The sequence below is a fragment of the Pantoea sp. B_9 genome (assembly GCF_008632015.1).
Lineage (GTDB): Bacteria > Pseudomonadota > Gammaproteobacteria > Enterobacterales > Enterobacteriaceae > Pantoea > Pantoea dispersa.
On record NZ_VWVL01000002.1, the window covers coordinates 380,548 to 404,449 of the forward strand.

Annotated in this window: 21 protein-coding genes; 9 read left to right on the top strand and 12 right to left on the bottom strand. The window is 59.4% G+C overall.

Features of this window, described 5'->3' with window-relative positions; genetic code table 11:
• Window positions 1–291 precede the first annotated feature (291 nt).
• The 3 genes from ackA (at window position 292) to F3I21_RS08590 (ending at window position 5,114) form a co-directional block, all read left to right on the top strand.
• Complete coding sequence (gene ackA / locus F3I21_RS08580) at window positions 292–1,494, top strand: acetate kinase (protein WP_021509203.1); 1,203 nt, start codon at window positions 292–294, stop codon at window positions 1,492–1,494.
• A gap of 69 nt (window positions 1,495–1,563) precedes the next feature.
• Window positions 1,564–3,708, top strand: a complete 2,145-nt coding sequence (gene pta, locus F3I21_RS08585; protein WP_176428128.1) for a phosphate acetyltransferase — start codon at window positions 1,564–1,566, stop codon at window positions 3,706–3,708.
• A gap of 146 nt (window positions 3,709–3,854) precedes the next feature.
• Window positions 3,855–5,114, top strand: coding sequence for a 4-aminobutyrate--2-oxoglutarate transaminase (locus tag F3I21_RS08590; RefSeq protein WP_088517047.1), 1,260 nt, complete (start codon window positions 3,855–3,857; stop codon window positions 5,112–5,114).
• Between the two features lie 45 nt (window positions 5,115–5,159).
• Here F3I21_RS08590 and yfcD read toward each other — a convergent pair whose 3' ends face one another.
• Window positions 5,160–5,705 (bottom strand): NUDIX hydrolase YfcD, encoded by a 546-nt coding sequence (gene yfcD / locus F3I21_RS08595; protein WP_021509200.1) that lies wholly within the window; start codon window positions 5,703–5,705, stop codon window positions 5,160–5,162.
• Between the two features lie 105 nt (window positions 5,706–5,810).
• The gene (gene yfcF / locus F3I21_RS08600; protein WP_021509199.1) at window positions 5,811–6,452 is read right to left on the bottom strand and encodes a glutathione transferase; all 642 of its coding nucleotides are present in this window, start codon (window positions 6,450–6,452) and stop codon (window positions 5,811–5,813) included.
• A gap of 204 nt (window positions 6,453–6,656) precedes the next feature.
• Between yfcF and F3I21_RS08605 the strand changes: the two genes are divergently transcribed.
• Window positions 6,657–7,553, top strand: a complete 897-nt coding sequence (locus F3I21_RS08605) for a TIGR01777 family oxidoreductase (protein WP_104093070.1) — start codon at window positions 6,657–6,659, stop codon at window positions 7,551–7,553.
• Between the two features lie 17 nt (window positions 7,554–7,570).
• On the opposite strand, the gene F3I21_RS08610 is transcribed toward F3I21_RS08605, so the two are convergent.
• Window positions 7,571–8,458 (bottom strand): LysR family transcriptional regulator, encoded by an 888-nt coding sequence (locus F3I21_RS08610; protein WP_104093069.1) that lies wholly within the window; start codon window positions 8,456–8,458, stop codon window positions 7,571–7,573.
• 172 nt (window positions 8,459–8,630) lie between these two features.
• Here F3I21_RS08610 and F3I21_RS08615 point away from each other — a divergent pair, with 172 nt between their 5' ends.
• Window positions 8,631–9,500 carry an MBL fold metallo-hydrolase gene (locus F3I21_RS08615; RefSeq protein WP_150058694.1) on the top strand — a complete coding sequence of 290 codons (870 nt, stop codon included), beginning with the start codon at window positions 8,631–8,633 and terminating at the stop codon, window positions 9,498–9,500.
• A 56-nt stretch (window positions 9,501–9,556) separates the two neighbouring features.
• Here F3I21_RS08615 and F3I21_RS08620 read toward each other — a convergent pair whose 3' ends face one another.
• Entirely contained in the window at window positions 9,557–10,321 is a 765-nt protein-coding gene (locus F3I21_RS08620) for an SDR family NAD(P)-dependent oxidoreductase (protein ID WP_058775818.1), read from the bottom strand.
• Window positions 10,322–10,602: 281 nt separating this feature from the next.
• Between F3I21_RS08620 and F3I21_RS08625 the strand changes: the two genes are divergently transcribed.
• Genes F3I21_RS08625 through F3I21_RS08635 form a run of 3 tightly spaced genes read left to right on the top strand, consistent with a single transcriptional unit; the run spans window position 10,603 to window position 14,327 of the window.
• A complete protein-coding gene (locus tag F3I21_RS08625) occupies window positions 10,603–11,349 on the top strand; it encodes a gluconate 2-dehydrogenase subunit 3 family protein (protein ID WP_021509194.1) in 747 nt (248 codons plus the stop codon).
• Window positions 11,350–13,116 (top strand): GMC family oxidoreductase, encoded by a 1,767-nt coding sequence (locus tag F3I21_RS08630; protein WP_150058695.1) that lies wholly within the window; start codon window positions 11,350–11,352, stop codon window positions 13,114–13,116.
• Entirely contained in the window at window positions 13,113–14,327 is a 1,215-nt protein-coding gene (locus F3I21_RS08635; RefSeq protein ID WP_150058696.1) for a cytochrome c, read from the top strand. The genes F3I21_RS08630 and F3I21_RS08635 overlap by 4 nt, the downstream gene beginning before the upstream one ends.
• Before the next feature lie 49 nt (window positions 14,328–14,376).
• Here F3I21_RS08635 and F3I21_RS08640 read toward each other — a convergent pair whose 3' ends face one another.
• The 3 genes from F3I21_RS08640 to dalD are packed head-to-tail and all read right to left on the bottom strand — an operon-like array spanning window position 14,377 to window position 18,551.
• The gene (locus tag F3I21_RS08640; protein WP_021509191.1) at window positions 14,377–15,657 is read right to left on the bottom strand and encodes an MFS transporter; all 1,281 of its coding nucleotides are present in this window, start codon (window positions 15,655–15,657) and stop codon (window positions 14,377–14,379) included.
• Window positions 15,658–15,686: 29 nt separating this feature from the next.
• Complete coding sequence (xylB, locus tag F3I21_RS08645; RefSeq protein WP_150058697.1) at window positions 15,687–17,156, bottom strand: xylulokinase; 1,470 nt, start codon at window positions 17,154–17,156, stop codon at window positions 15,687–15,689.
• Between the two features lie 12 nt (window positions 17,157–17,168).
• A complete protein-coding gene (gene dalD / locus F3I21_RS08650) occupies window positions 17,169–18,551 on the bottom strand; it encodes a D-arabinitol 4-dehydrogenase (protein WP_150058698.1) in 1,383 nt (460 codons plus the stop codon).
• A 196-nt stretch (window positions 18,552–18,747) separates the two neighbouring features.
• Between dalD and F3I21_RS08655 the strand changes: the two genes are divergently transcribed.
• On the top strand, window positions 18,748–19,695 hold the full coding sequence (locus F3I21_RS08655; protein WP_150058699.1) for a sugar-binding transcriptional regulator: 948 nt from the start codon (window positions 18,748–18,750) through the stop codon (window positions 19,693–19,695).
• 101 nt (window positions 19,696–19,796) lie between these two features.
• Here F3I21_RS08655 and hisP read toward each other — a convergent pair whose 3' ends face one another.
• The 5 genes from hisP to F3I21_RS08680 all read right to left on the bottom strand — a co-directional run bounded on the left by hisP (window position 19,797) and on the right by F3I21_RS08680 (window position 23,798).
• On the bottom strand, window positions 19,797–20,570 hold the full coding sequence (hisP, locus tag F3I21_RS08660; protein WP_058769896.1) for a histidine ABC transporter ATP-binding protein HisP: 774 nt from the start codon (window positions 20,568–20,570) through the stop codon (window positions 19,797–19,799).
• Window positions 20,571–20,578: 8 nt separating this feature from the next.
• On the bottom strand, window positions 20,579–21,295 hold the full coding sequence (locus F3I21_RS08665; protein WP_021509186.1) for an ABC transporter permease: 717 nt from the start codon (window positions 21,293–21,295) through the stop codon (window positions 20,579–20,581).
• On the bottom strand, window positions 21,292–21,978 hold the full coding sequence (locus tag F3I21_RS08670) for a histidine ABC transporter permease HisQ (RefSeq protein WP_021509185.1): 687 nt from the start codon (window positions 21,976–21,978) through the stop codon (window positions 21,292–21,294). The genes F3I21_RS08665 and F3I21_RS08670 overlap by 4 nt, the downstream gene beginning before the upstream one ends.
• A 193-nt stretch (window positions 21,979–22,171) precedes the next feature.
• Window positions 22,172–22,954 carry a lysine/arginine/ornithine ABC transporter substrate-binding protein ArgT gene (gene argT / locus F3I21_RS08675; RefSeq protein ID WP_031280032.1) on the bottom strand — a complete coding sequence of 261 codons (783 nt, stop codon included), beginning with the start codon at window positions 22,952–22,954 and terminating at the stop codon, window positions 22,172–22,174.
• Between the two features lie 274 nt (window positions 22,955–23,228).
• A complete protein-coding gene (locus F3I21_RS08680; protein ID WP_058769895.1) occupies window positions 23,229–23,798 on the bottom strand; it encodes a UbiX family flavin prenyltransferase in 570 nt (189 codons plus the stop codon).
• Between the last annotated feature and the right edge of the window lie 104 nt (window positions 23,799–23,902).

Genomic DNA, 23,902 nt, shown 5'->3' on the forward strand with positions numbered 1-23,902 from the left:
ACAACTTTACGTGACATCCTTCAAAAGATTTTGTCTTTGCGGGTCACAGTGGGTATTCTGACGCCGTTTTTGCAACATTACCGGAAGCCGCAGCGCAATAAAAGAGCGCGCTGGAGCCATGTTTCGCTTCGTGGATTTCAAAAATCTGCGTAAAATTACCGAAATTTTTTGCGTGTCGTTTCTTTTTTGACTAGCGCATGATGTTAATCATTAATCTACCAGCTTTCATAGGCTACGCTGTTAGTCTGATTGCGTTATTTTTAGCCACTATTTAACAAAATAGGTACTTCCATGTCGACGAAGTTAGTACTGGTCCTCAACTGCGGCAGCTCCTCTCTTAAGTTTGCCATCCTCAATCCAGCCAGCGGTGACGAATACCTTTCCGGTCTGGCGGAGTGTTTCCACCTGCCGGAAGCGCGCATCAAGTGGAAACTGGACGGCAGCAAACAGGAAGCCCCGCTCGGCGCGGGCGCAGCGCACAGCGAAGCGCTGAACTTCATCGTTAAAACTATTCTGGCACAAAAACCAGAGCTTTCGGCACAAATCGCTGCAATCGGCCATCGTATCGTTCACGGCGGCGAGCAGCTGACGCAATCGGTGGTGATTGACGAGTCCGTCATTCAGGGCATCAAAGACGCGTCGTCCTTCGCGCCACTGCACAATCCGGCGCACCTGATCGGTATCGACGAAGCGATGAAAAACTTCCCGCACCTGTCGGATAAAAATGTCGCCGTTTTCGACACCGCCTTCCATCAGACTATGCCGGAAGAGTCCTATCTCTATGCCCTGCCGTACAACCTGTATAAAGAGCACGGCGTGCGCCGCTACGGCGCGCACGGCACCAGTCACTACTATGTGACGCAGGAAGCCGCCAAAATGCTGAACAAGCCGGTCAGCGAGCTGAACATCATCACCTGCCATCTCGGCAACGGCGGTTCTGTGGCGGCCATCCGTAACGGCCAGTGCGTAGATACCTCAATGGGTCTGACGCCGCTGGAAGGTCTGGTGATGGGCACCCGCAGCGGTGACATCGATCCGGCTATCGTCTTCTTCCTGCACGATACGCTGGGCATGAGCGTGGATGCGATCAACAAACTGCTGACCAAAGAGTCCGGCCTGCTCGGCCTGACCGAAGTCACCAGCGACTGCCGTTACGTAGAAGACAACTACGCCACCAAAGACGATGCCAAACGCGCGATGGATGTGTTCTGTCACCGCCTGGCGAAGTACATCGGCAGCTACACCGCGCTGATGGAAGGCCGTCTGGATGCGGTGGTGTTTACTGGCGGTATCGGTGAAAACGCGGCGATGGTACGTGAACTGGCGCTGGACAAACTGGGTCTGCTTGGCTTCGAGGTTGACCACGAGCGCAACCTGGCTGCACGCTTCGGCAAATCCGGCTTCATCAATAAAGAAGGTACCCGCCCGGCGGTGGTGATTCCAACCAATGAAGAGTGGGTCATCGCCCAGGACGCCGCGCGCCTCACCGCGTAATGTTTCTCTCCGTCAGCTTCGGCTGACGGTGTTGTTTTTGACACCCTGTAACACCGCGAGGTTTCTATAGTGTCACGTACAATTATGCTTATTCCTACCGGCACCAGCGTCGGCCTGACCAGCGTCAGCCTTGGCGTGATTCGTGCCATGGAGCGCAAAGGCGTGCGCCTGAGCGTGTTCAAACCGATCGCCCAGCCGCGCGCTGGCGGCGATGCGCCAGACCAGACCACCACCATCATTCGCAAAAACTCCGCGATTCCGGCCGCGGTTCCGCTGCCGATGTCCCGCGTTGAGTCGCTGCTGGGTTCTAACCAGCAGGATGTGCTGATGGAAGAGATCATTGCCAACTACCACGCCAACGCCAAAGATGCGGAAGTGGTGCTGGTGGAAGGCCTGGTTCCGACGCGCAAACATCAGTTTGCCTCGGCGCTGAACTATGAAATTGCCAAAACGCTGAACGCGGAGATCGTCTTCGTTATGTCGCTGGGTAACGACTCTCCGGCACAGCTGAAAGAGCGCATCGAACTGACGCAGAGCAGTTTCGGCGGCAGCAAAAACAAAAACATCACCGGCGTCATCATCAACAAACTCAACGCGCCGGTGGATGAGCAGGGCCGTACCCGTCCGGATCTGTCAGAAATTTTCGACGACTCCTCAAAAGCCAGCATCGCCAACATCGATCCTAAGCAACTGTTCGCCAACAGCCCGCTGCCGGTGCTGGGCTGCGTGCCGTGGAGCTTTGATCTGATCGCGACGCGCGCCATTGATATGTGCCGCCATCTCAACGCGGAGATCATCAACGAAGGTGAAATCCATACGCGTCGCGTCAAATCCGTCACCTTCTGCGCGCGCAGCATCCCGCATATGCTGGAGCACTTCCGTCCGGGCTCGCTGCTGGTGACCTCAGCCGACCGTCCTGACGTGCTGGTGGCGGCCTGTCTGGCGGCGATGAACGGCATCGAAATTGGTGCGGTGCTGCTGACCGGTGGCTATCAGATTGAAGCGCCGATCGCCCGTCTGTGCGAACGCGCCTTCCAGACCGGCCTGCCGGTGTTCATGGTAAAAACCAACACCTGGCAAACCTCGCTCAGCCTGCAGAGCTTCAATCTGGAAGTGCCGGCTGACGACACACAGCGCATTGAAAAAGTGCAGGAGTATGTGGCCGGCTTTATCAATGCTGACTGGGTTGAATCGCTGACCGCCACATCCGAACGCAGCCGTCGTCTGTCACCGCCGGCATTCCGTTATCAGCTCACCGAACTGGCGCGTAAAGCCGGCAAGCGCATCGTCCTGCCGGAAGGCGACGAACCGCGTACGGTTAAAGCGGCGGCGATTTGTGCCGAGCGCGGCATCGCCACCTGTGTGCTGCTGGGCAATCCGGATGAGATTCAGCGCGTGGCCGCAGCGCAGGGCGTTGAGCTCGGCAAAGGCATTGAAATTGTCGATCCGCAGGTGGTGCGTGACAACTACGTGCCGCGCCTGGTTGAGCTGCGTAAGAGCAAAGGCATGACCGAAGTGGTCGCGCAGGAGCAGCTGGAAGATAACGTGGTGCTGGGCACCATGATGCTGGAAAGCGGCGAAGTTGACGGTCTGGTCTCGGGCGCGGTTCACACCACCGCCAACACCATTCGTCCGCCGTTGCAGCTGATCAAAACCGCGCCGAACAGCTCGCTGGTCTCCTCAGTGTTCTTCATGCTGCTGCCAGAACAGGTGCTGGTTTACGGTGACTGCGCCATCAACCCGGATCCTAATCCGGAACAGCTGGCCGAGATCGCGATTCAGTCCGCCGACTCCGCCAAAGCCTTCGGCATCGATCCACGCGTAGCGATGATCTCCTACTCTACCGGTAACTCCGGTGCCGGTAGCGACGTAGAGAAAGTGCGTGAAGCAACGCGCATTGCGCAGGAAAAACGTCCGGATCTGGTGATCGATGGCCCGCTGCAGTACGACGCCGCGATCATGGAAGACGTCGCCAAGTCTAAAGCGCCGAACTCAGCGGTGGCCGGACGTGCGACGGTATTTATCTTCCCGGATCTCAACACCGGTAACACCACTTACAAAGCGGTGCAGCGTTCTGCCGACCTGATCTCCATCGGGCCGATGCTGCAGGGCATGCGCAAACCGGTTAACGACCTGTCACGCGGTGCGCTGGTCGATGATATCGTCTACACCATTGCGCTGACGGCGATTCAGTCGCAGCAGGCTGAAGGCTAATCCCCTTCCCCGCTCCGCATCAGCACGCCCGCCCGGGCGTGCTTTTTTTTATCCTGCGCCACAACCCTGCCCGTATAAACGCACTGGCAAAATCCCGCCTGCGCGCTAACACTGATTACACTCTCCCGCGACTTACGAGGTCAGCAATGAGCAACAGTGATGTGCACAGCCGTCGGTTACAGGCCACGCCGCGTGGTGTGGGCGTGATGTGTGATTTCTTTGCGGCGAAAGCCGAAAACGCCACGCTGTGGGACCAGCAGGGGCGCGAATATATTGATTTCGCCGCCGGCATTGCGGTGCTCAATACCGGCCACCGGCATCCCAAAGTGCTGGCGGCGGTACAGCAGCAGCTGACGTGCTTCACCCATACCGCGTTTCAAATCGTGCCGTATGAGAACTACATTCACCTTGCGGAGCGTCTGAATGCGCTGGTGCCGATTGAGGGCGCCGTGAAAACCACCTTCTTCTCTACCGGCGCCGAGGCGGTTGAGAACGCGGTGAAAATCGCGCGCGCAGCCACCGGCCGCCCGGGGATAATCGCCTTCAGCGGCGCGTTCCACGGTCGCACCAATATGACCATGGCGCTGACCGGCAAAGTGCTGCCTTACAAAACCGGCTTCGGTCCGTTTGCCAGCCCGGTGTTTCATGCGCGTTACCCCAATGCGCTGCATAACGTCAGCGTGCACGATGCCCTCGACAGTCTGGAGACGATTTTCCGCAGCGATATCGCGCCACAGCAGGTGGCGGCCATCATCTTTGAACCGGTTCAGGGCGAAGGCGGATTTTATGTCGCGCCGCCAGAGTTTGTGACGGCGCTGCGCCAGCTGTGCGATCGCCACGGCATCCTGCTGATCGCCGATGAAGTACAGAGCGGTTTTGCGCGCACCGGCAGGCTGTTTGCCAGCGAATATTATGAGGTGCAGCCGGATCTGATCACGCTGGCGAAAAGTCTGGCAGGCGGGTTTCCGCTGTCGGCGGTGAGCGGCCGGGCCGCGGTGATGGATGCACCGGAGCCGGGTGGTCTGGGCGGCACCTATGCCGGCCATCCGCCAGCAATTGCCGCCGCGCATGCGGTGCTGGATATTATCAGTGAGGAAAAGCTGTGCGAGCGTGCGCAATGGCTCGGTACGCAGCTGGCGGAAGCGTTGAACGGCGCCGGCTGTCGTGCGCTGGCCGAGGTACGCGGCTATGGATCGATGATGGCGGCGGAATTCCATGACGCCAGCGGCCGACCCTCAGCGGAGATCGCCAAAGCGATTCAGCAGCAGGCGCTGGCCGAAGGATTGATCCTGCTGACCTGCGGCGTGCACAGCAACGTGATCCGCTTTCTTTATCCGCTAACCATTCCGGACGCCCAGTTCAGTACGGCGCTGAACATTCTCACCCGCATTCTCAGCCAGCATTAAACACAAAAGGCACCCTTAGGGTGCCTTAATGCGGAAGCGCAGGAATCAGGCTTCGCTGCTTTGCTTACTGCGCACCGCGTCACTGTTGCGGCTCAGCCACAGCGACAGGGCTTTGAGTGAATCATCGGTGAATTCATCACAGCGGGCGGTGATCTCTTCCGGCGTCATCCAGAACACTTCATCCACTTCCTCTTCCTGCATGGCAAACGGACCGTGCGACACGCAGCTGAACAGTCCACCCCATACGCGGCAGTGCTGATCTTCGAAGTAGAATTTGCCGTGCTCGGCGAACGGGACATCAGCGATGCCGAGCTCCTCTTCCGCTTCACGACGGGCGGATTCCAGCAGGTCTTCACCGCTTTGCACCACGCCGCCCGCAGTGGCATCCAGCATACCCGGCATGAAATCTTTGCTCTCGGTACGGCGTTGCACCAGAATCTTGCCCATGCCGTCGTGCACCACAATATAGGTAGCGCGATGGCGCAGACATTGCGCACGCATCTGCGCACGGCTGGCCTGCGCAATCACTTCGTTTTCTTCGCTAACGATATCCACCCACTCGATACCGTCACCTGCCGTTTGATCCACCATCCGGTAACCCTTTCTCTGTTTTCGGCGTGCCCAGCACGCGCCTGTTTGCGATGCTTTATTAGAATGAGCGCTAAGGTAAAGCGTTCTTTTCGCCGCCGCAAGGTTTTAGCGTGCTTTACCCGACTCGGCCAGCCACAGCTGCACCGAGGCGCGCTGCCACTGGAATTCTGCATAGTGCTGCAGCTTCACCGGCAGCGGATCGCCGTGCAGCGCCAGCCGGTTAATCATCACCGCCAGGTCAGTGTCGGCAATCGACCACTCGCCAAACAGGTTCTGTTGGCCGTCCGGCAGCAGGCGCTGCACCGCGGCAATCAATTTACTGGCGGCCTGTTCGCCAGCGGGCGTGAGCGGAGCAAAGCGTTCAGCAGCAAACAGCACCTCAGTGGGTCGCTCCGTGCGCAGCGCCAGTAAATCGCTGCGCAGCCATGCCTGCACTTCGCGCGCGTGGGCACGTTTTTCGCGATCGCGCGGATAGAGGCGCTCAAACTCCGGCGCCGGAAAACGCTCTTCGAGATATTCGGCGATGGCCGAGGATTCATTCAGGCTGACATCATCAATTTGCAGCGTGGGCACACGGCAGGTCAGCGACAGGCCGCGGTATTCATCGTCAAGCTGTGCATTGCGCGACAGGTCAACGCGCCTGACCGTAAAGGGAATGCCCTTCTCGGTAAGCGCAACATAAACTGACATGGCATACGGGCTAAAAAAACAGGAATCGGACCACAACGTAATGGCGGGATAGTTCATCAGCTGCCTCGGCTAAGCGTCAGGTGTGCATCATGTTTACCGATTTTTGCCGGCTAAGGCAATGGCGCGCTGGTCCGATGTTTTGCCGCAGGACCACGGCAAACTGGCGGTTTTTCATCATAAGCGTAAGCGCTGTCACGCCGCAGCGGCACTTCTCTTCTATGCTCAATTCAGAGCAGATAATTAATGACAGGGAGACTAAACATGCACCTGCTTATTACCGGCGGTACCGGCTTGATAGGTCGCCATTTAATTCCGCGCCTGCTGCAGCTGGGCCATCAGGTGAATGTGGTAACGCGTGACGTGGCGGCCGCGCGGGAAAAACTCGATGCGCGCGTGATGCTGTGGTCGGGCATTAACCAGCAGTCCGATCTCAATGCTATTGACGGCGTCATCAATCTGGCGGGAGAACCGATTGCCGACAAGCGCTGGACCGAGCAGCAGAAGCAGCGCCTGTGCGAAAGCCGCTGGCAAATCACTGAACAGATCGTCTCGCTGATCCACGCCAGCAGCAATCCGCCGCGCCTGTTGATTTCCGGCTCGGCCACCGGCTTTTATGGTGATACCGGCGATGTGGTGGTGACCGAGGACGATCCGGGCCACGAGGAGTTTACCCACACCCTGTGCGCCCGCTGGGAGCAGCTGGCGCTGAAGGCGCAAAGCGAGCGCACCCGCGTGTGCCTGCTGCGCACCGGCGTGGTGCTGGCGCGCGAAGGTGGCGCGCTGAGCAAAATGAAGCTGCCGTTCAAACTTGGCGTCGGCGGACCGATTGGCAGCGGCAAACAGTACCTGCCGTGGATCCATGTGGACGATCTGGTCAACGCCATCCTGTGGTTGATCGATAACGATCAGTTGCAGGGCCCGTTCAACATGGTGGCGCCTTACGCGGTGCGCAACGAGCAGTTCGCCGCCACGCTGGGCTTGGTGATGCACCGTCCGGCCTTTATGCGCACTCCGGCCAGCGCCATCAAACTGATGATGGGAGAATCCGCCGTGCTGGTGCTGGGCGGGCAGCACGTGCTGCCGAAGCGGCTGGAGGAGTCCGGCTTTGGTTTCCGCTGGTACGATTTACACGAAGCGCTGCAGGATGTCGCCGGCTGATGCGTCTCCGCTCAGGCTTACCGCGGCGCCACGGCGGGCGTGAGGCAAAGCTGCTGCAGGAAACGCGCCGTTAACGGTCGGGCATCCTGCCTGCGCCAGACGGCATATAGCACGATCTCCAGCGCCAGATCTGGCACGGGCAGCAGGATGACATTATCCGGAACGATGCGCGCCAGGCTGTGCTGGATCAGGGTGAAACCCAGCCCGGCTTCGACACAGGCAAGCGCGGCCAGCGGACCATTCACTTCAAAACGAATATCCGGCTGGAAACCGGCGCGCTGGCAGGCTGCCAGCAATCGCGCCCGCGCGGCAGGGTTGAGATTTTCCTGGTCGGCAATCCACGCCCGGCCGTGCAAATCAGACGGTACGGGCGCGGTCAGCGCGCTGGATGCCGGCATCGCCAGCAGCACCGGCTCGGTCGCGATCTTCTTATGCACAAAATCCGCGTCGTCGTGCGGCAGCGTATGCACAATGGCAATATCGATCGCCCCCGCCTCTAACCGGGCAATTTGCTGTGCGGAACGTAACGCATGCAGCCGGACATCAATGCCCGCCCCCGGTGCCAGCCGCGCCAGCGCCGCGGGCAGCAGGCGCGAGTGAATAGCCGCCTCCACATATCCAATATCCAGCCGCCCAACGTCCCCCTGCTGCAGATGCTGCGCATACTCTTTTAACCGTTCGTGATGCTGCAAAAAGGGCGTCACCTCGGTGAGGAAGCGCTTACCCTCGTCCGTCAGGCGCAGACGTTTCTTTTCACGGTGAAACAGCACCATCCCCAGTTCGCTTTCCAGCTGCTGAATTTGCCGGCTAAGCGGTGACGGCGAAATATGTAACCGTTCCGCAGCCTGACCAATATGCTCCAGCGCCGCGACAGTGGCAAAGGCGCGCAAAATTTTTATGTCCATGACAATCCGGGTCTCAACTCTGTCAAAAATGACACTGGTCACCTTAACGGTGTTAGCGTCATTATCGCGCTGACAGCCACTGACGCAGCATTATCATCGCGCTAATCCGCCGCGAAAATTGCCGCGTTATTTTGTTTAACGTGAACGAGTAAATTAGCGCACAGAGATCATTATGAGCCAGGCAATATTTTCATACACCATTGGGAAATATCAGGTCAGCGCCATCAGCGATGGCACCATGCAAGCCAGTCTGAGTTTATTAACGGATATCCACCACGACGATGCGGTCGATCTGCAACGCCAGGCAGGCATAGCACAGCCGGGCGACATCCATGTGTTTTGTTATCTGCTCCGCGGTCAGGGACGCGTGATTCTGGTGGATACCGGGATGGGAAAACGCGATGCGCAGAGCGGCAAATTACTGCCTCATCTGCAGCTGGCCGGGGTAACGCCGGACGACATCGATACCCTGTTATTAACCCATGCGCACCCCGATCATATTGGCGGCTTGCTGGACAGCACGGGTCAGCCGGTCTTTCGCCATGCCCGGCTCTGCCTCAGCCACAGCGAAGCCGCCTTCTGGCAGGATGATGCGGCGATCAGCCAGCTGAGTGAACGCGCGCAGTTAAACGCGGCGCTGGTGCGGCGCACCCTGCAGGCTTATGGCCCGCGGCTGCAGCTGATGGCGGATGAGGAGATCAGCCCGGGAATCCGTGCGCTGGCGTTGCCCGGTCATACTCCGGGGCATTGCGGGTTTCGCATTGATTCAGACGGCGAGCGTTTATTGATTTGGGGTGATATTGTGCATTACCCGCCTGTTCAGCTGGCCTGTCCGCAGGTTTCTATCGCCTTCGATATTGATCCCGTCATGGCCAGAGAGTCGCGCCAGCGTATTTTGCAGCAGGTGGCAGCGGAAAATACGGTGATTGCCGGCATGCATTTTGGCGCGTCTGGCTTTGCCAGAATCGTGGCGTTAGCGAACGGCGGTTATACGGCCAGCTATGTGTCAGCGTGTCACGATGGCGAAGCGGGTGAGCCATGACAGAATAACAGGCGGATTGGCGGTGACAGTACACCTGATGCTCCGCCTGTTATCACTTACGCCTGTTTCGGCTGGCCGTTCGACGCCGTCAGACCGCCATCGACCGGCAGGTTAACGCCGGTAATATAACGCGCGTCGTCGCTGGCGATGAAAGCAATCGCGCTGGCGATATCTTCCGGTTCACCGGCGCGGCCCAGCGGAATACGGTCATAGAAGCGTGCGAGCAGCGCCTCATCGTTTTTCATCTCTTCGGTAAGATCGGTGAAGGTAAAGCCCGGGCAAACGGCGTTAACGCGCACGCCGTCGGTGCCATAATCCATCGCCAGCGCGCGGGTAAAATTGGTCACCGCGCCCTTGGCGGCGTTGTAGACACTCATGCCCCAGTCGCCGCCCAGTCCGGATACCGACGAGGTATTCACCACGTTGCCTTTACTGTTGAGCAGCGCGGGCATAAAGAAGTGGGTGCAGTAAAATACACCGTCGAGGTCAGTGCTCATCAGCGACTTCCAGTCCGCTATCGACACTTCGTGAATTTTGCCCTGCACGATGCTGCCGGCGTTATTCACCAGCACATCCACGCGCCCATACTGGCGCTGCACCTGCTCTGCCAGCTGTTTAACCTGATCCGCATCGCCGACATCGCAGGGTGCCACCAGATGATTCTCGCCGCTCAGCGTGCTCAGCACCTGTTCCAGCTTGTCGCGGGTTCTGCCCACCAGCACCACCTGTGCGCCTTCACTGGCGAAACGCTGCGCCGCTGCGGCACCAATGCCGGATCCGGCTCCGGTAATCACCACCACTTTCTCTGCAAAGCGCGACATATTTCCTCCTGGTTATTTCGTGGTTGAAACGGTTAAGCCTGGCAGCCAGCGCGCTGAGTTCAAGCGAAGCCTGCAGATTTAACGTGGCGCTTAGTTCAGAAAAAAACCGGCGGATTATCAAATAGTGCACTTTTTTGTACGGTTATTGGTCGCCACCACGCAGCCCGTCTACAGTTAACATTCGCGATAAAAATTTACAAAAACTGAAGATTCCGGCCCGTTGTGCCGCTGCGCACGCCGGCCGGTTACGCCTTATCTTGTTACTCTGTCTGGAAGCGATAATGAAAAAACGAGCCAAAACCCTGCCCGGTGTCACACGACGCCAGGTACTAACCTGGTCGACGCTGGGCGTTGCCGCTGGCGTCACCCGCGCCGCCGATGCCGTCTCCCTCAAGGGCGCCCCCGGCTGGACGCCCTTCGCCGATAACCCACCGGAACAGTTCCAGGCTCAGGGCTGGCTGTTCTTTACCGAGGAAGAAGCGCGCACCGTGGAAGCCATGGTTGACCGCATTATTCCGGCGGACGAGCTGAGCGTGGGCGGCAAAGAAGCCGGCTGCGCTGTCTTTATCGACCGCCAGCTGCACGGCTTTTATGGCACCTTCGAACGCCTCTACATGCAGGGCCCGTTTCAGCAGGGCACCACCGAGCAGGGCGACCAGTCGCCGCTGGTGCCGCAACAGCGCTATCGCCAGGGGCTGGCGGCGCTCAACCGCTACGTGCAGCAAACTTCGCAAAAGAACTTTGTCGATCTGACGCCAGCGCAGCAGGACGCGCTGCTGGCAGACATGGAAGCCGGAAAGGTGCATTTCAGCGGCTTTGATGCGCAGTCGCTGTTTCTTGAGGTGCTGAACAACACCATGGAAGGCTTCTTTGCCGATCCGATCTACGGCGGCAACAAAGACATGGTGTCGTGGAAGATGCTGGGCTTTCCCGGCGCGCGCTATGACTATCGCGAATACGTTGAGCGCCACAACGAAAATCTGGGCTTAGAGCCGATCAGCATTGCGCAATGGAAAGCACGGGGATAGATGATGAAGAAATTACCAAAAACCGATGTGGTGGTGATTGGTCTCGGCTGGGCCGGATCGATTATCGCCAATGAACTGGCCGACGAAGGCCTGGAAGTGATCGGCATTGAGCGCGGCCCGTGGCGCGACACCGCGCGCGACTTCAATATTGGCACCGTCACCGACGAGCTGCGCTACGTGATGCGCGAAGAGCTGATGCTACGCACGCGGCAGAACACCTGCACCATGCGCAACAATCCGTCGCAAACCGCTCTGCCGATGCGTACCTGGGGCTCGTTCCATCCGGGCAACGGCACCGGCGGCGCGGGCAACCACTGGGCCGGCATTACCTTTCGCTTTCAGCCGGAAGAGTTTCGCCTGAAAAGCCACCTGACCGAACGCTACGGCGCCAGTGCCATTCCGGATGAGCTGGTGCTGCAGGACTGGGGCACCAGCTGGGAGGAGATGGAGCCGCACTACATGCAATTTGAGCGCGTGGCCGGCACCTCGGGTTACGCCGGCAATATTCAGGGACAGAAACGGGCGGGCGGCAATCCGTTCGAAGGTGCGCGGTCGGCCGACTATCCGACGCCGCCGCTGCGCCAGCCCTATGGTCCGACGCTGTTTGCCGAAGCAGCAAAAAATCTCGGCTACCAGCCGTTTCCGGTGCCGTCCTCGCTGGTCTCCGAGGCGTACACCAATCCCTATGGCGTCACCATGGGTCCCTGCACCTTCTGCGGCTTCTGCACCAACTACGGCTGCGCCAACTACTCGAAAGCCAGCGCCATCACCACCGTGCTGCCGGCGCTGATGCGCAAAGAGAACTTTACCGCGTACACCAACTGCGAAGTGCTGGAAGTGCTGACCGATGCCAGCGGCAAACAGGCCACCGGCGTCACCTACATCGACTCCTCCGGCGATAAGTGGGAACAGCCGGCCGATCTGGTGATCGTCGCCGCCTTTACCTTTGAAAACGTGCGCCTGATGCTGCTCTCCGGCATTGGCCAGGCTTATGATCCGGTCACCAACAAAGGCACCACCGGCCGCAATTACGCCTACCAGACGGCCAACGGCGTCACGCTGTTTTTTGACAACAAAAACTTTAACCCGTTTATCGGTGCCGGCGCGGTGGGCATGGGCATTGATGAATTCAATAACGATAATTTTGACCACAGCGGTCTGGGCTTCTTCGGCGGCGGCAGCATCCGCGTGACGCCCATCGGCTCGGCACCGATTGGCTACCGGCCGCTGCCGCCCAACACGCCCAAATGGGGCTCGAAGTGGAAACGCGCGCTGAAAGACAACTACCTCAGCACCATGTCGATTGGCTGCGAGGCCAGCAGCTACACCACGCGCACCAACTTTCTGTCGCTCGATCCCAACTACAAAGATCCGCACGGCCGGCCGCTGCTGCGCATTACTTTCGACTTTGCGGCGAACGATCTGAAAATGGCGCAGTACTGCACGGGTAAAGTGGCGGAAATCGCTAAATCGATGAACCCACGCGAGATGATTGTCAAACCGATGACCGGCCACTGGAGCAGCGTGCCGTATCAGTCGTCGCACGTGGTTGGCGGCTTTATCATGGGCAGCGATCCCTCAACCAGCTCGGTCAATAAACATCTGCAGGTGTGGGATGTACCGAACCTGTTCGTGGTGGGCGCGTCAGCCTTTCCGCAAAACCCGGGCTATAACCCGACCGGCACCGTCGGCGCGCTGGCATTCAAAGCGGCGCATGCGATTCGTCACTACTATCTGCAACGTCCCGGGGAGATGATTACCGCATGAAAACACGCCTCTCTCTGTGCGCTGCCGCGCTGCTGCTCACCAGCTTTGTGTCTCACGCCCAGCCGGAATACGATCAGTACGCGCGCGGCAGCTATATCGCCACGCTGGCGGACTGCACCGCCTGCCACACCGCCGATCCGCAGCAGCCGTTTGCCGGGGGCGTCAGGTTGCAGACGCCGTTTGGTACGCTGGTCGGCGCTAACATCACGCCGGACCGCGAAACCGGCATCGGCAACTGGCGCTATGAAGATTTCCGCCGCGCCATGACCGAGGGCATCGGCCACGGCGGCAAGCGGTTGTACGGCGCGATGCCGTTCACCGCGTACACCAAAATGTCGGATAAGGATCTGCAGGATTTGTGGGCATGGATGCAGACGCTGCAGCCGATACACAACCCGGTCGAGACCAATCAGCTGCCCTTCCCTTTCAACATCCGCACCAGCCTGATGGTGTGGAACTGGATCAACTTTGACCGGGGCGCGTTCCAGCCGGACGCCCGTCAATCCGCCCAGTGGAATCGCGGTGCGTATCTGGTGCAGGGCGCGGGCCACTGCGGCACCTGCCATACGCCGAAAAATCTGCTCGGCGGCGATAAAAACGGCGCGTTTTTGCGTGGCGAAGTGGTCGAAGGCTGGATGGCGCCGGACATCACCGCGAACCCGCACAGCGGGCTGGGCAAATGGAGCCAGCAGGATATCGTCAGCTACCTGCGTACCGGCGTGAACCGTTTCGATATCGCTTCCGGTCCAATGGCCGACGCGGTGCGTCACTCCACGCAGCACTGGCGCGATGAAGATCTGCAGGCGGTGGCGGTGTACCTGAAAAGCGGTGAATCACGTGATGAGCAGGTGCCCGCCGCACTTGCCGCGACGGACGATCGCATGAAGCTGGGCGCGCAAATCTATGCGGCGAAGTGTTCAGCCTGCCACAGCCCGGGCGGTCGCGGTGAGAAGAATATCTTCCCGCAGCTGGCGGACAATCCGTTGCTCAATCAGGATGATGCCACCTCGCTGATTCGGGTGGTCGCCGCCGGCAGTCGCGGTGTCGATACCGATGCCCGCCCCACGGCACCGGCAATGCCGGCCTTTGCCGGCACGCTGGGTGATGAGGAGATCGCCGCAGTGGTGAGCTACATCCGCAACAGCTGGGGAAATGCCGCCGCACCGGTCAGCGCTGACGACGTGAAGAAAGTGAAACAGAAGCTGGAATAGCGCCGTGTCAGCACCGGCAGCGGCGGCTGCCGGTGCGACAGGCTCAGCTTTAGCTGCGCTGCTGCACCACCGACGACTTCACCGCTGACGCTTCCCGCGTGTGTCCCGGTTGCGGCACACGGATAATAAAGGTCAGCACGCCGGCGAACAGGTAGAGCGCGGTATAGGCCCACACCACCCCGACGATATCGAAGAACGGCAGCAGCAGCGAGGCAATCGCCGGGGCAACAAAGTTACTCAGCCCGGCCGACAGATTGTAAATCGATACCGCTGCGCCCTTATGATGCGGTTCCAGCGTCGGGAACACCGCGGTCATCGGCACAAAGGCAGCGACAAAGATCCCCAGCATAATCGCCGGAATCAGCGCCACCCAGAAGTTATGCCCGGCATACAGCGGCAGGTAGTAAAACGCCAGGCTGGAGATCGCCATACCGAGACAGCCGAACCAGCGCACCTGACGGATCCAGCCCAGCTTCTCCCCGGTAATGCCCCAGAAAATATTGGTAAAGATGGTGACGAAGAAAAACACCGCCCAAATCTGCAGCCATTCGGAGATGGTAAAGCCGAGCCGATCGACAAACAGCAGCGGCATGATGATGGCAAAACCGAACAGCGACAGCGTATTGATGATGCGGATCAGGCAGGCATAAAACACATGCTGGTTGGTGAACAGAATGGTCACGGCACGCGACATCTCCGTCATCTTATCGCGCAGCGGCAGATTAACGCGGGAACGGTCCACCGGCACGTTGCGCAGGCTGAAGTAGGCCAGCACGCCGCCGCACGCCACCCAGACAATCGCCAGCCATAAGGTGCCGGTTTCGCCCAGCATCGGGATGGTCAGGCTCGGCAGATAGCTGCCCACCACGCCAATTCCCACGGAGTACATCGCCCAGAACCAGCCGGTAGCGGCGGCCAGCTTGTCACGCGGCAGCACCTGCACCAGCATCATCATGAACGAGTAGATAAACAGCGGATAGGCCAGGCCGCGAATGCCGTAGAACAGAACCATCAGCGGATAGTTACGCAGCCCAAGCCCCAGCGACATAAACAGCGCATGCATGACGATCCACAGCACAAAGCCAATCATCATGGCGCGCTGCGGCGTAATCAGCTCCGCCACCACGCCGGAGGCCCACGCCGCCAGCGCGGCGGCCAGGCCGTAAAACGTAAACACCACCGCCGACTGGGCCGGCGAAAAGCCCATGTCAGTGATGTGGCGCGAGAGAAACGCCATTTCGAAGCCGTCGCCGGCCATGAAAATGGCGATGGCCAGAAAGCCCCAGAACATCTTTTTCGGCAAGCCAAACCAGTATGCGTTCGATTGCATGACAATCTTCCTTCCGTTCGCTAATCCGATCAGGCAGGCAGCAACGCGCGCGCCTGCTGTTGTTGTACATAGAGTTCACGGAACAGGCGTAGCCGCTGCTGCAGCATGGCTCCGCGCGCCGCATCGGGCTGATAGCGCGCCTGCACCGGCGGCTTCAGGCACACGTCGGCTTCACTGCCGCCATCGGCCAGCCACGCCAGCCGTGCCGCACCCAGCGCGCCGGAGGCGCTGGCCGGATGGGTCACTATCGGCAGCTGCAGCACGTCGGCAATCAGCTGCGCCCACAGTGTGCTGCGCGCACCGCCGCCGGTCAGGCTGCACTGCTGAATCTGCTGCTGCGTATCGCCCAGCACCGCCAGACCATCCGCCAGGCCAAACGCCACGCCCTCAATCACCGCATAGCCGAGCAGCGCGCGCGGCGTTTCGTGGCGCAGATGGAAAAATGCCCCGGTCGCCTGCGGATCGTTGTGCGGTGTGCGTTCACCAGAGAGATACGGCAGAAACAGCGGCGCCTGACGCAGCTGTTCCGCGCTGAGCTGTGCCATCTCGTCCATCAGCTGGCTTTCGGTGACCGACAGCAGATTGCACAGCCAGCGCAGACAGCTGGCGGCGCTGAGCATCACGCTCATCTGGTGCCAGCGTCCCGGCAGCGCATGGCAGAAGGCGTGCACGCCGGATTGCGGATCGGCGCGCAGCCGATCGTTAACCACAAAAATCACGCCCGACGTGCCGAGCGAGATAAAGGCATCGCCCGCATTAACCGCGCCGACGCCCACCGCCGATGCGGCATTATCACCGCCGCCGCCGGCCACGCTCACCGTGGCGGCTAAGCCCCATTCGCTGGCCAGATCGGCGCGCAGCGTGGCGCTGACCGCGCTGCCCTCAACCAGTTCGGGCATCTGTGCGCGCGTCAGTCCGCTGATCGCCAGCAGTGCGTCAGACCAGTCGCGCTGGGCCACGTCGAGCCACAGCGTACCGGCGGCGTCCGACGGCTCGCTGACAAAGCGCCCGGTCAGACGCCAGCGCAGGTAGTCCTTGGGCAGCAACACCTTGTCGATGCGGCGGAAGATTTCGGGCTCATGTTCCGCCACCCAGTGCAGTTTCGGCGCGGTAAAGCCGGGCATAATCAGGTTGGCGGCGATCTGCATCATCTGCGGATGCTGCTGGCGCAGCGCATCACACTGCGCCGCGCTGCGCGTGTCGTTCCACAATATGCACGGCCGCAGCACCTCACCGGCGGCATCCAGCAGCACGGCGCCGTGCATCTGACCGGAGAGACCGATGGCGCGAATCGCGGCCCACGCGTCCGGCGCCTGCTGGCGCAGCCCGGCGATCGCCTGACCACACTCCTGCCACCAGCGCTCGGGATCCTGCTCCGCCCAGTGCGGATGCGGACGCTGCACGCTGAGCGTGGCGTGATTCGACGCCACAATCTCGCCCTGCGGGTTAACGATCAGCGCTTTGAGTTCAGAGGTGCCAATATCAATGCCGAGATACATGATGTGCGCTCCTTACACCGTCGCCGGCTGCAGCAATTGCTGCTCAATGGCGTCTACGCTGCGCGTCACCAGCGCATGAAAAGCGCGGTCATCGGCCAGTTCGGCAAACAGCGCGCGGTCGCTGAGGAAGGTTTGTAGCGCATTCTCGCCGCTCAGTTGCTGGCGCAGCGCGTCAGCATTGAGCACGCCATCCTGATAGGCATACGGCAGCTGGTTGCTGGCCCAGCGTTGCAGGAACAGGTAGAACAGTGCCGGCAGCACGGCGGTGGCGGTCGGTTCTGCGCCGCGCTGATAGCATTCGCGCAGCGTCGGCGTCACCATGCCGGGGATTTTCGATAGACCATCGGCACCGACGCGCTGATTGGTATCTTTGATGTAAGGATTGCTAAAGCGCGCCAGCACCACGTCGCGGTAATCCGCCAGATCGAGCGGGCTGGGCGACAGTGACGGGATCACGTCCTGCGTGATGTAGTCGTACGCCAGCTGATAAATCGCAGGCTGACGCGTGCTGTCATCAATGTAGTCATGGCCGGTGAGCGTGCCGGCCCAGGCAATCGCCGCGTGCGTGGCGTTGAGGATGCGGATTTTCGCCTCTTCCCACGGCAGCACCGACGCCACCAGCTCCACGCCCACCTTTTCCAGCGCCGGGCGTCCGGCGATAAAATCATCCTCAATCACCCACTGGATAAACGATTCCGCCATCACCGCCGCGCCATCGTCTTTGCCGGTGGCCGCTTTGACGCGTTCGGCAACATCCGGCGTGGGACGCGGCGTGATGCGATCCACCATGGTGTTTGGCGAAGTGGTGTTATCGCGCACCCAGCTGGCCAGCGCGTGGTCGCCCTGCGCAGCAAGAAACGCCAGCATGCCGTGACGGAAACGTTCGCCGTTGTGACGCAGGTTATCGCAGTTGAGCAGCGTGACCGGCGCACCGCCGCGGGCCACGCGCTGGCGCAGAATGCGGGTCAGCGCGCCGTAAATAGTGCGCGCCTCACCACGGAGATCGGCCTGGATATCGGCCTGGCTGAGATCGAGCTCATGCGCCGGCGTCAGGTAATAACCGGCTTCGGTCACGGTAAAACCGATCACTTTTGTCTCAGCGCTGGCACCCTGCGCCACCAGCGCGCTGATCTCCGCGTCCCACGGCAGAATGGTGCGCAGCGAAGTGATGGTTTCATACGCGCGCTCGCCCTCCGGCGTCACGGTTTCCAGCACGTATTCGCCGTTTTGCGCCTGCAGCTGGTTGAGCAGCGCTACCGCATCGCCGCGGATGTTGCCGAGCGCGATGCACCAGCTGTCATCGCCCTGCTGGCGCAGCTGGTGCAGATACCACGCCTGATGCGCGCGGTGAAAAGAGCCTGCGCCGATATGCATCCACACTGATTTCGTCGTCATAGTCGCCTCGAAATAAACATTTGCCACAATTGAGGGCATTTGCCCGATGAGGCGTAGCATAGTCGCCGCCGGGGCGATCGTTCTGCGAGATCCATCACATTTAATACTTTTGCTCTTTTTTAGGGCTTTTGCTCAGTTAACGCTTCAGGGGCAAGACGCGATAAACTGGCGCATCAGAGTTTGACGGAACAAGGCGATGAGCAGAGAAGAGAAGAAGCAGGAGCTGGCAGCGCGGGCAGCGTGGATGTATTACGTGGCAGGCGTCACGCAGCAGGAGATTGCGCGCGCGCTGGGCTTATCGCGGCAGGTGGCGCAGCGGCTGGTCTCCAGCGCGCGTGAAATGGGCATGGTCAGCGTGAAGATCGACCATCCGGTCACGCACTGCCTGCATCTGGCGCGCGAGATCGAACAAAAGTTTGGCCTGACGCTGTGCCGCGTGGTGCCGTCAGCCGGGCTGGATGATGAGGCGATTCAGCAAATGCTGGCGGTGGAAGGCGCGGCGGTGATGGCGCAGTTTATCAACGAAGAGACGCCGCAGGTGTTTGGCATCGGTTCCGGCAAAACGCTGCGCTCAATGATTGATGCGCTGCCGTGGGTTGAACGGCCACAGCATCAGTGTGTGTCGATGATCGGCGCGATTGCGCGTGACGATTCCGGTACCCGCTACGACGTACCGCTGAAAATGGCGGAGAAGATGCAGGGCAAATATTTCTTCATTCCGGCGCCGCTGTATGCTGACACGCCGCAGGATAAGACGATGTGGGTGCAGCATCAGGTCTATCAGCGCGTCACCCAGCGTGCGCTACAGGCGAACGTGGCGTTTGTCGGCATTGGCGAAGTGATGCCGGGCTGCCCGCTCAATGCCGAAGGCTTTATCACCGATGCGCAGGTAGAAGCGCTCAACGCGCGCGGCGTGGTGGGTGAAATGCTGGGGCATTTTTTCAATCAGCAGGGAGAGCGGGTGTACGGCGAAACCGACGAGCTGCTGACCAGCGTGCTGCTGGAGAGCCAGACGCAGCGCAATATCATCGGCTTTGCCGGCAGCACGCGCAAATACGCAGCGATTCACGCCGCGCTGCACGGCGGCTGGATCTCCGGGCTGGTAACGGATGAAGATACCGCGCTGAAACTGCTGCATGGTTAATTAAATATTTCTGTGATTCGTCACGGCGCGATGTATCGCGCGGGTTTGACCGCCACATCGCCGGGAACGCGCAGTACATTGCGCCGCTACGGTTCAGAAACCTATTTCAACGATCCCTTCAAAAACTGCTGCAGGCGCGGGCTTTTCGGGTTGCCGAACAGTTCGTCTGGCGCGCCCTGCTCTTCGATTTTGCCCTGATGCAGAAAAATCACGTGGTTGGATACGTGACGGGCGAACTCCATCTCGTGCGTCACTACCACCATGGTTTTGCCCTCTTCGGCCAGCTTCTGCATGATGCGCAGCACTTCGCCTACCAGCTCCGGATCGAGCGCTGAGGTCGGTTCGTCAAACAGCAACACTTCCGGCTCCATCGCCAGCGCGCGGGCAATCGAAACACGCTGCTGCTGGCCGCCTGACAGATGCACCGGGTATTTGGCACGCGCGCGCGCATCAATACCGACTTTATCGAGGTATTTAATTGCCCGCTCACGCGCTTCGGCTTTGCTCAGCCCCAGCACCTGAATCGGTGCTTCAGTGACGTTATCCAGCACCGTCATGTGGCTCCACAAATTGAAGTGCTGGAACACCATGGTCAGCCGGGTACGCAGCGAACGCAGCTGCTCTTTGTTGGCCACTTTCAGCTGGCCATCGGTGTCGCGCACCAGGTTTATCGCCTCGTTGTTAACCGCGATGGTGCCTTCACTCGGCTTTTCGAGGAAGTTGATGCAGCGTAAAAAGGTACTTTTCCCGGAACCGGACGAGCCAATAATGCTGATCACATCGCCGGCGTTAGCCTGCAGCGACACGCCCTTCAGAACTTCATGTTCACCGTAACGCTTATGCAGTTCGGTAACGCTTAATTTATTTTCAGCCATAGTCATACTCAGTGCGACGAAGAGGGTTTCACATGCGCGAGGAAGCGGCGCTCCGCAAGGCGGAACAGGCTAATCAGCACGTAAGAGATAATCAGGTACAGCACCGCAGCGATGCCGAACGCGGTGAACGGCTGATAGGTCGCCGAGTTGATATCGCGCGCGATTTTTAGCAAATCCGGCACGGTGGCGGTGAACGCCAGCGCGGTGGAGTGCAGCATCAGAATCACTTCATTGCTGTAAGCGGGCAGCGCGGTGCGCAGCGCCGACGGCAGAATGATGCAGCGGTAAAGTTTAAACGGCGAGAAACCATAGGCGCGCGCGGCTTCGATTTCACCGTGTGGCACGGCGCGAATGGCACCGGCAAAAATCTCGGTGGTATAAGCACAGGTGTTCAGGGTAAATGCCAGCAGCGTACAGTTCAGGCCACTGCGGAAGAAGGCGTTCAGCAGCTCGGAGCCTTTCACCACCTCCAGCGTGTACATGCCGGAATAGAACACCAGCAGCTGCACATACAGCGGCGTGCCGCGAAACACATAGGTAAACAGCCACACCGGCGTGGAGATATAGCGATTTGGCGACACGCGCGCGATGGCCAGCAGCACCGCAAGGCTACCGCCAATCACTACGGACAGAATCAGCAGCCACAGCGTGATGGCCACGCCGGTAAAACGGTAACCGTCGGTCCAGAGCAGTTGTTTCCAGTACTCCTGAATAATCTCGATCATAACTCTGCCCTTTTCACCCCTACCGAGTAGCGGCGTTCAAGCCACCACAGCACGCCGTTGGACAGCGTGGTAAACACCAGATAAATCACCCCGGCAACAATCGCGAAGTAGAACGGTTGCCAGGTACTTTTGCCGGCCAGCTGCGTGGCTTTTACCACATCTTCAAGGCCGAGCAGCGACACCAGCGCGGTGGCTTTGAGGATCACCTGCCAGTTGTTGCCGATGCCGGGCAGCGCAAAGCGCATCATCGCCGGGAACAGAATGCGACGGAAAGTTTGCGAGCCGGTAAAGCCGAAGGCGGTGGCGGCTTCAATCTGCCCTTTCGGCACCGCGAGAAACGCGCCACGGAAGGTTTCAGTGAAGTAAGCACCGTAGATGAAGCCGAGCGTAATAATACCGGCCACCATCGGGTCGATATCAAACTGTGCCATGCCGAGCGCATCGGTTACGGCGTTGAGGGCAATCTGCAGACCGTAAAAGATCAGCAGCATCAGCACCAGGTCGGGCACGCCACGGATTAGCGTGGTGTAGCCTTCAAAAATCATCGCCAGCGGGCGATTGCGGGAGAGTTTGGCGCCGGCCCCTATCAGGCCCAGCACCACGGCCAGTACCACCGAGCTGAGCGCCAGCTCAAGGGTCACCAGCGTGCCTTTGAGAATTACTTCAGAATAGCCATACAACATGGGTTCGATCCTGTCGTGAGGGAAATAAACAAACGCTGTCCAACAACACACGGACAGTCCTGACCAGGATGTGAATCACGGAAGGATGGTGGCAAGCGTATGAACTCCGGGAGTTTACATAAGTAAGCGCCCGGAGTGAATAGTTATGACCCACGTTAGCGTGACTCAATACATCCGTTCAGGAACAGGAGTCTTAATCGCCGTAAACGTTGAAATCAAAGTACTTCTTCGCAATCTTGTCGTAGGTACCGTCTTTGCGCATGTCGTTAAAGGCTTTGTCGATGGCAGCTTTCAAATCAGCGTCATCTTTACGCAGGCCCATACCGGTGCCGACGCCAAAGATTTTGTCATCTTTCACCGCCGGACCGGCGAACGCGTAGTTTTTCCCGACCGGCTGCTTGAGGAAGCCTTCGCTCGCCTGCACTTCATCCTGGAACGCCGCATCAATACGACCAGCGTTCAGGTCCTGATACACCAGATCCTGGTTGGCATACGGCGTGACGGTCACCCCTTTTGGACGCCAGTATTCATTGGCGTAGGTTTCCTGCGTGGTGCCCTGCAGCAGGCCGATGTTCTTGCCCTTCAGCGACTCAATGGTCGGCTGCAGTTTAGACCCCTTCGGCGCCACTAAACGCGCGTTCGCTGCATACAGTTTTTCCGAGAAGGCGATCTCTTCCTGACGTTTCTCGGTGATCGAGAGTGAAGAGATGATGGCGTCGATCTTCTTCGCTTTCAGCGACGGGATCAGCGCATCGAAATCACTTTCCACATAAGTACATTTGGTCTTGATACGCTTACAGATCTCGTTGGCCAGGTCGATATCAAAGCCAACCAGCTGGCCCTGCGCGTTCTTGGACTCAAACGGCGGGTAAGTTGGATCGGTCCCGATGCGCAGCGACTGCGGTACCGCCGCGAACACGCTCGCAGCGCCGGACATAGCCAGCATCAGAGAAAGAGCCAGAACTCGCTTTTTCATAGGTAACCCTCAAGTGAAGTGCTTATTGTTATGTGGTGCGTGATGTGTTTGCGCTGAATGTTTTGCAGGTTTCATGCCAGTTGTGCAAATCGGCGAAACTGTGCGCAGGCGCACTAAATACCGCGTCCATCTGCGACGCAAGCACTTAGTTTGTGAGGGAAATATAACAGCGGTGTGAGGAAGAAAAAGTGAGATTGTTAACTTTTGGTGCACAAGATGCACGAACAGTGATCGGCCCCGCGCTTTTGCACGCATTCAGTGCATTATTGCACCATCATGCACCCTGCCAGCGGGTAAAGAGATCTTCCGGCAGCTCGATATCAAACTGATCCAGCACGCGGTTGACCGTCTGATCAATCAAATCGTCGATGCGCTGCGGGCGGTGATAAAACGCCGGCACCGGCGGCATAATCAGCGCCCCAAGCTCGGCGGCGGTGGTCATCATGCGCAGATGACCGAGATGCAGCGGGGTTTCCCGCACGCACAGCACCAGCCGGCGCTGCTCTTTCAGCACCACGTCGGCGGCGCGCGTCAGCAGACTGTCGCTGTAGCTGTGCACAATGCCGGACAGGGTTTTCATGGAACACGGCAGAATTGCCATACCCAGGGTTTTGAACGAGCCGGACGAGATGCTGGCGGCGATATCGCGCACATCGTGCACCACATCGGCCAGCGCCTGCACGTCACGCAGGCTGTAATCGGTCTCCAGCGCCAGCGTTTGCCGCGCCGCCGGGCTCATCACCAGATGGGTTTCCACTTCGGCTAACGGTTGCAGCACCTGCAGCATACGCACGCCGTAGATCGCGCCGCTGGCGCCGGAAATACCAATGATGAGTCGTTTCATAATTCAGCCTTGCTGCAAAAGAGTGCGCCAATAATAGCCGCTCCGCCGCCATAAATACAAAAACAAACAGGGCGGGATTGCGCCCGCCCTGTTTCGTCTGCCTG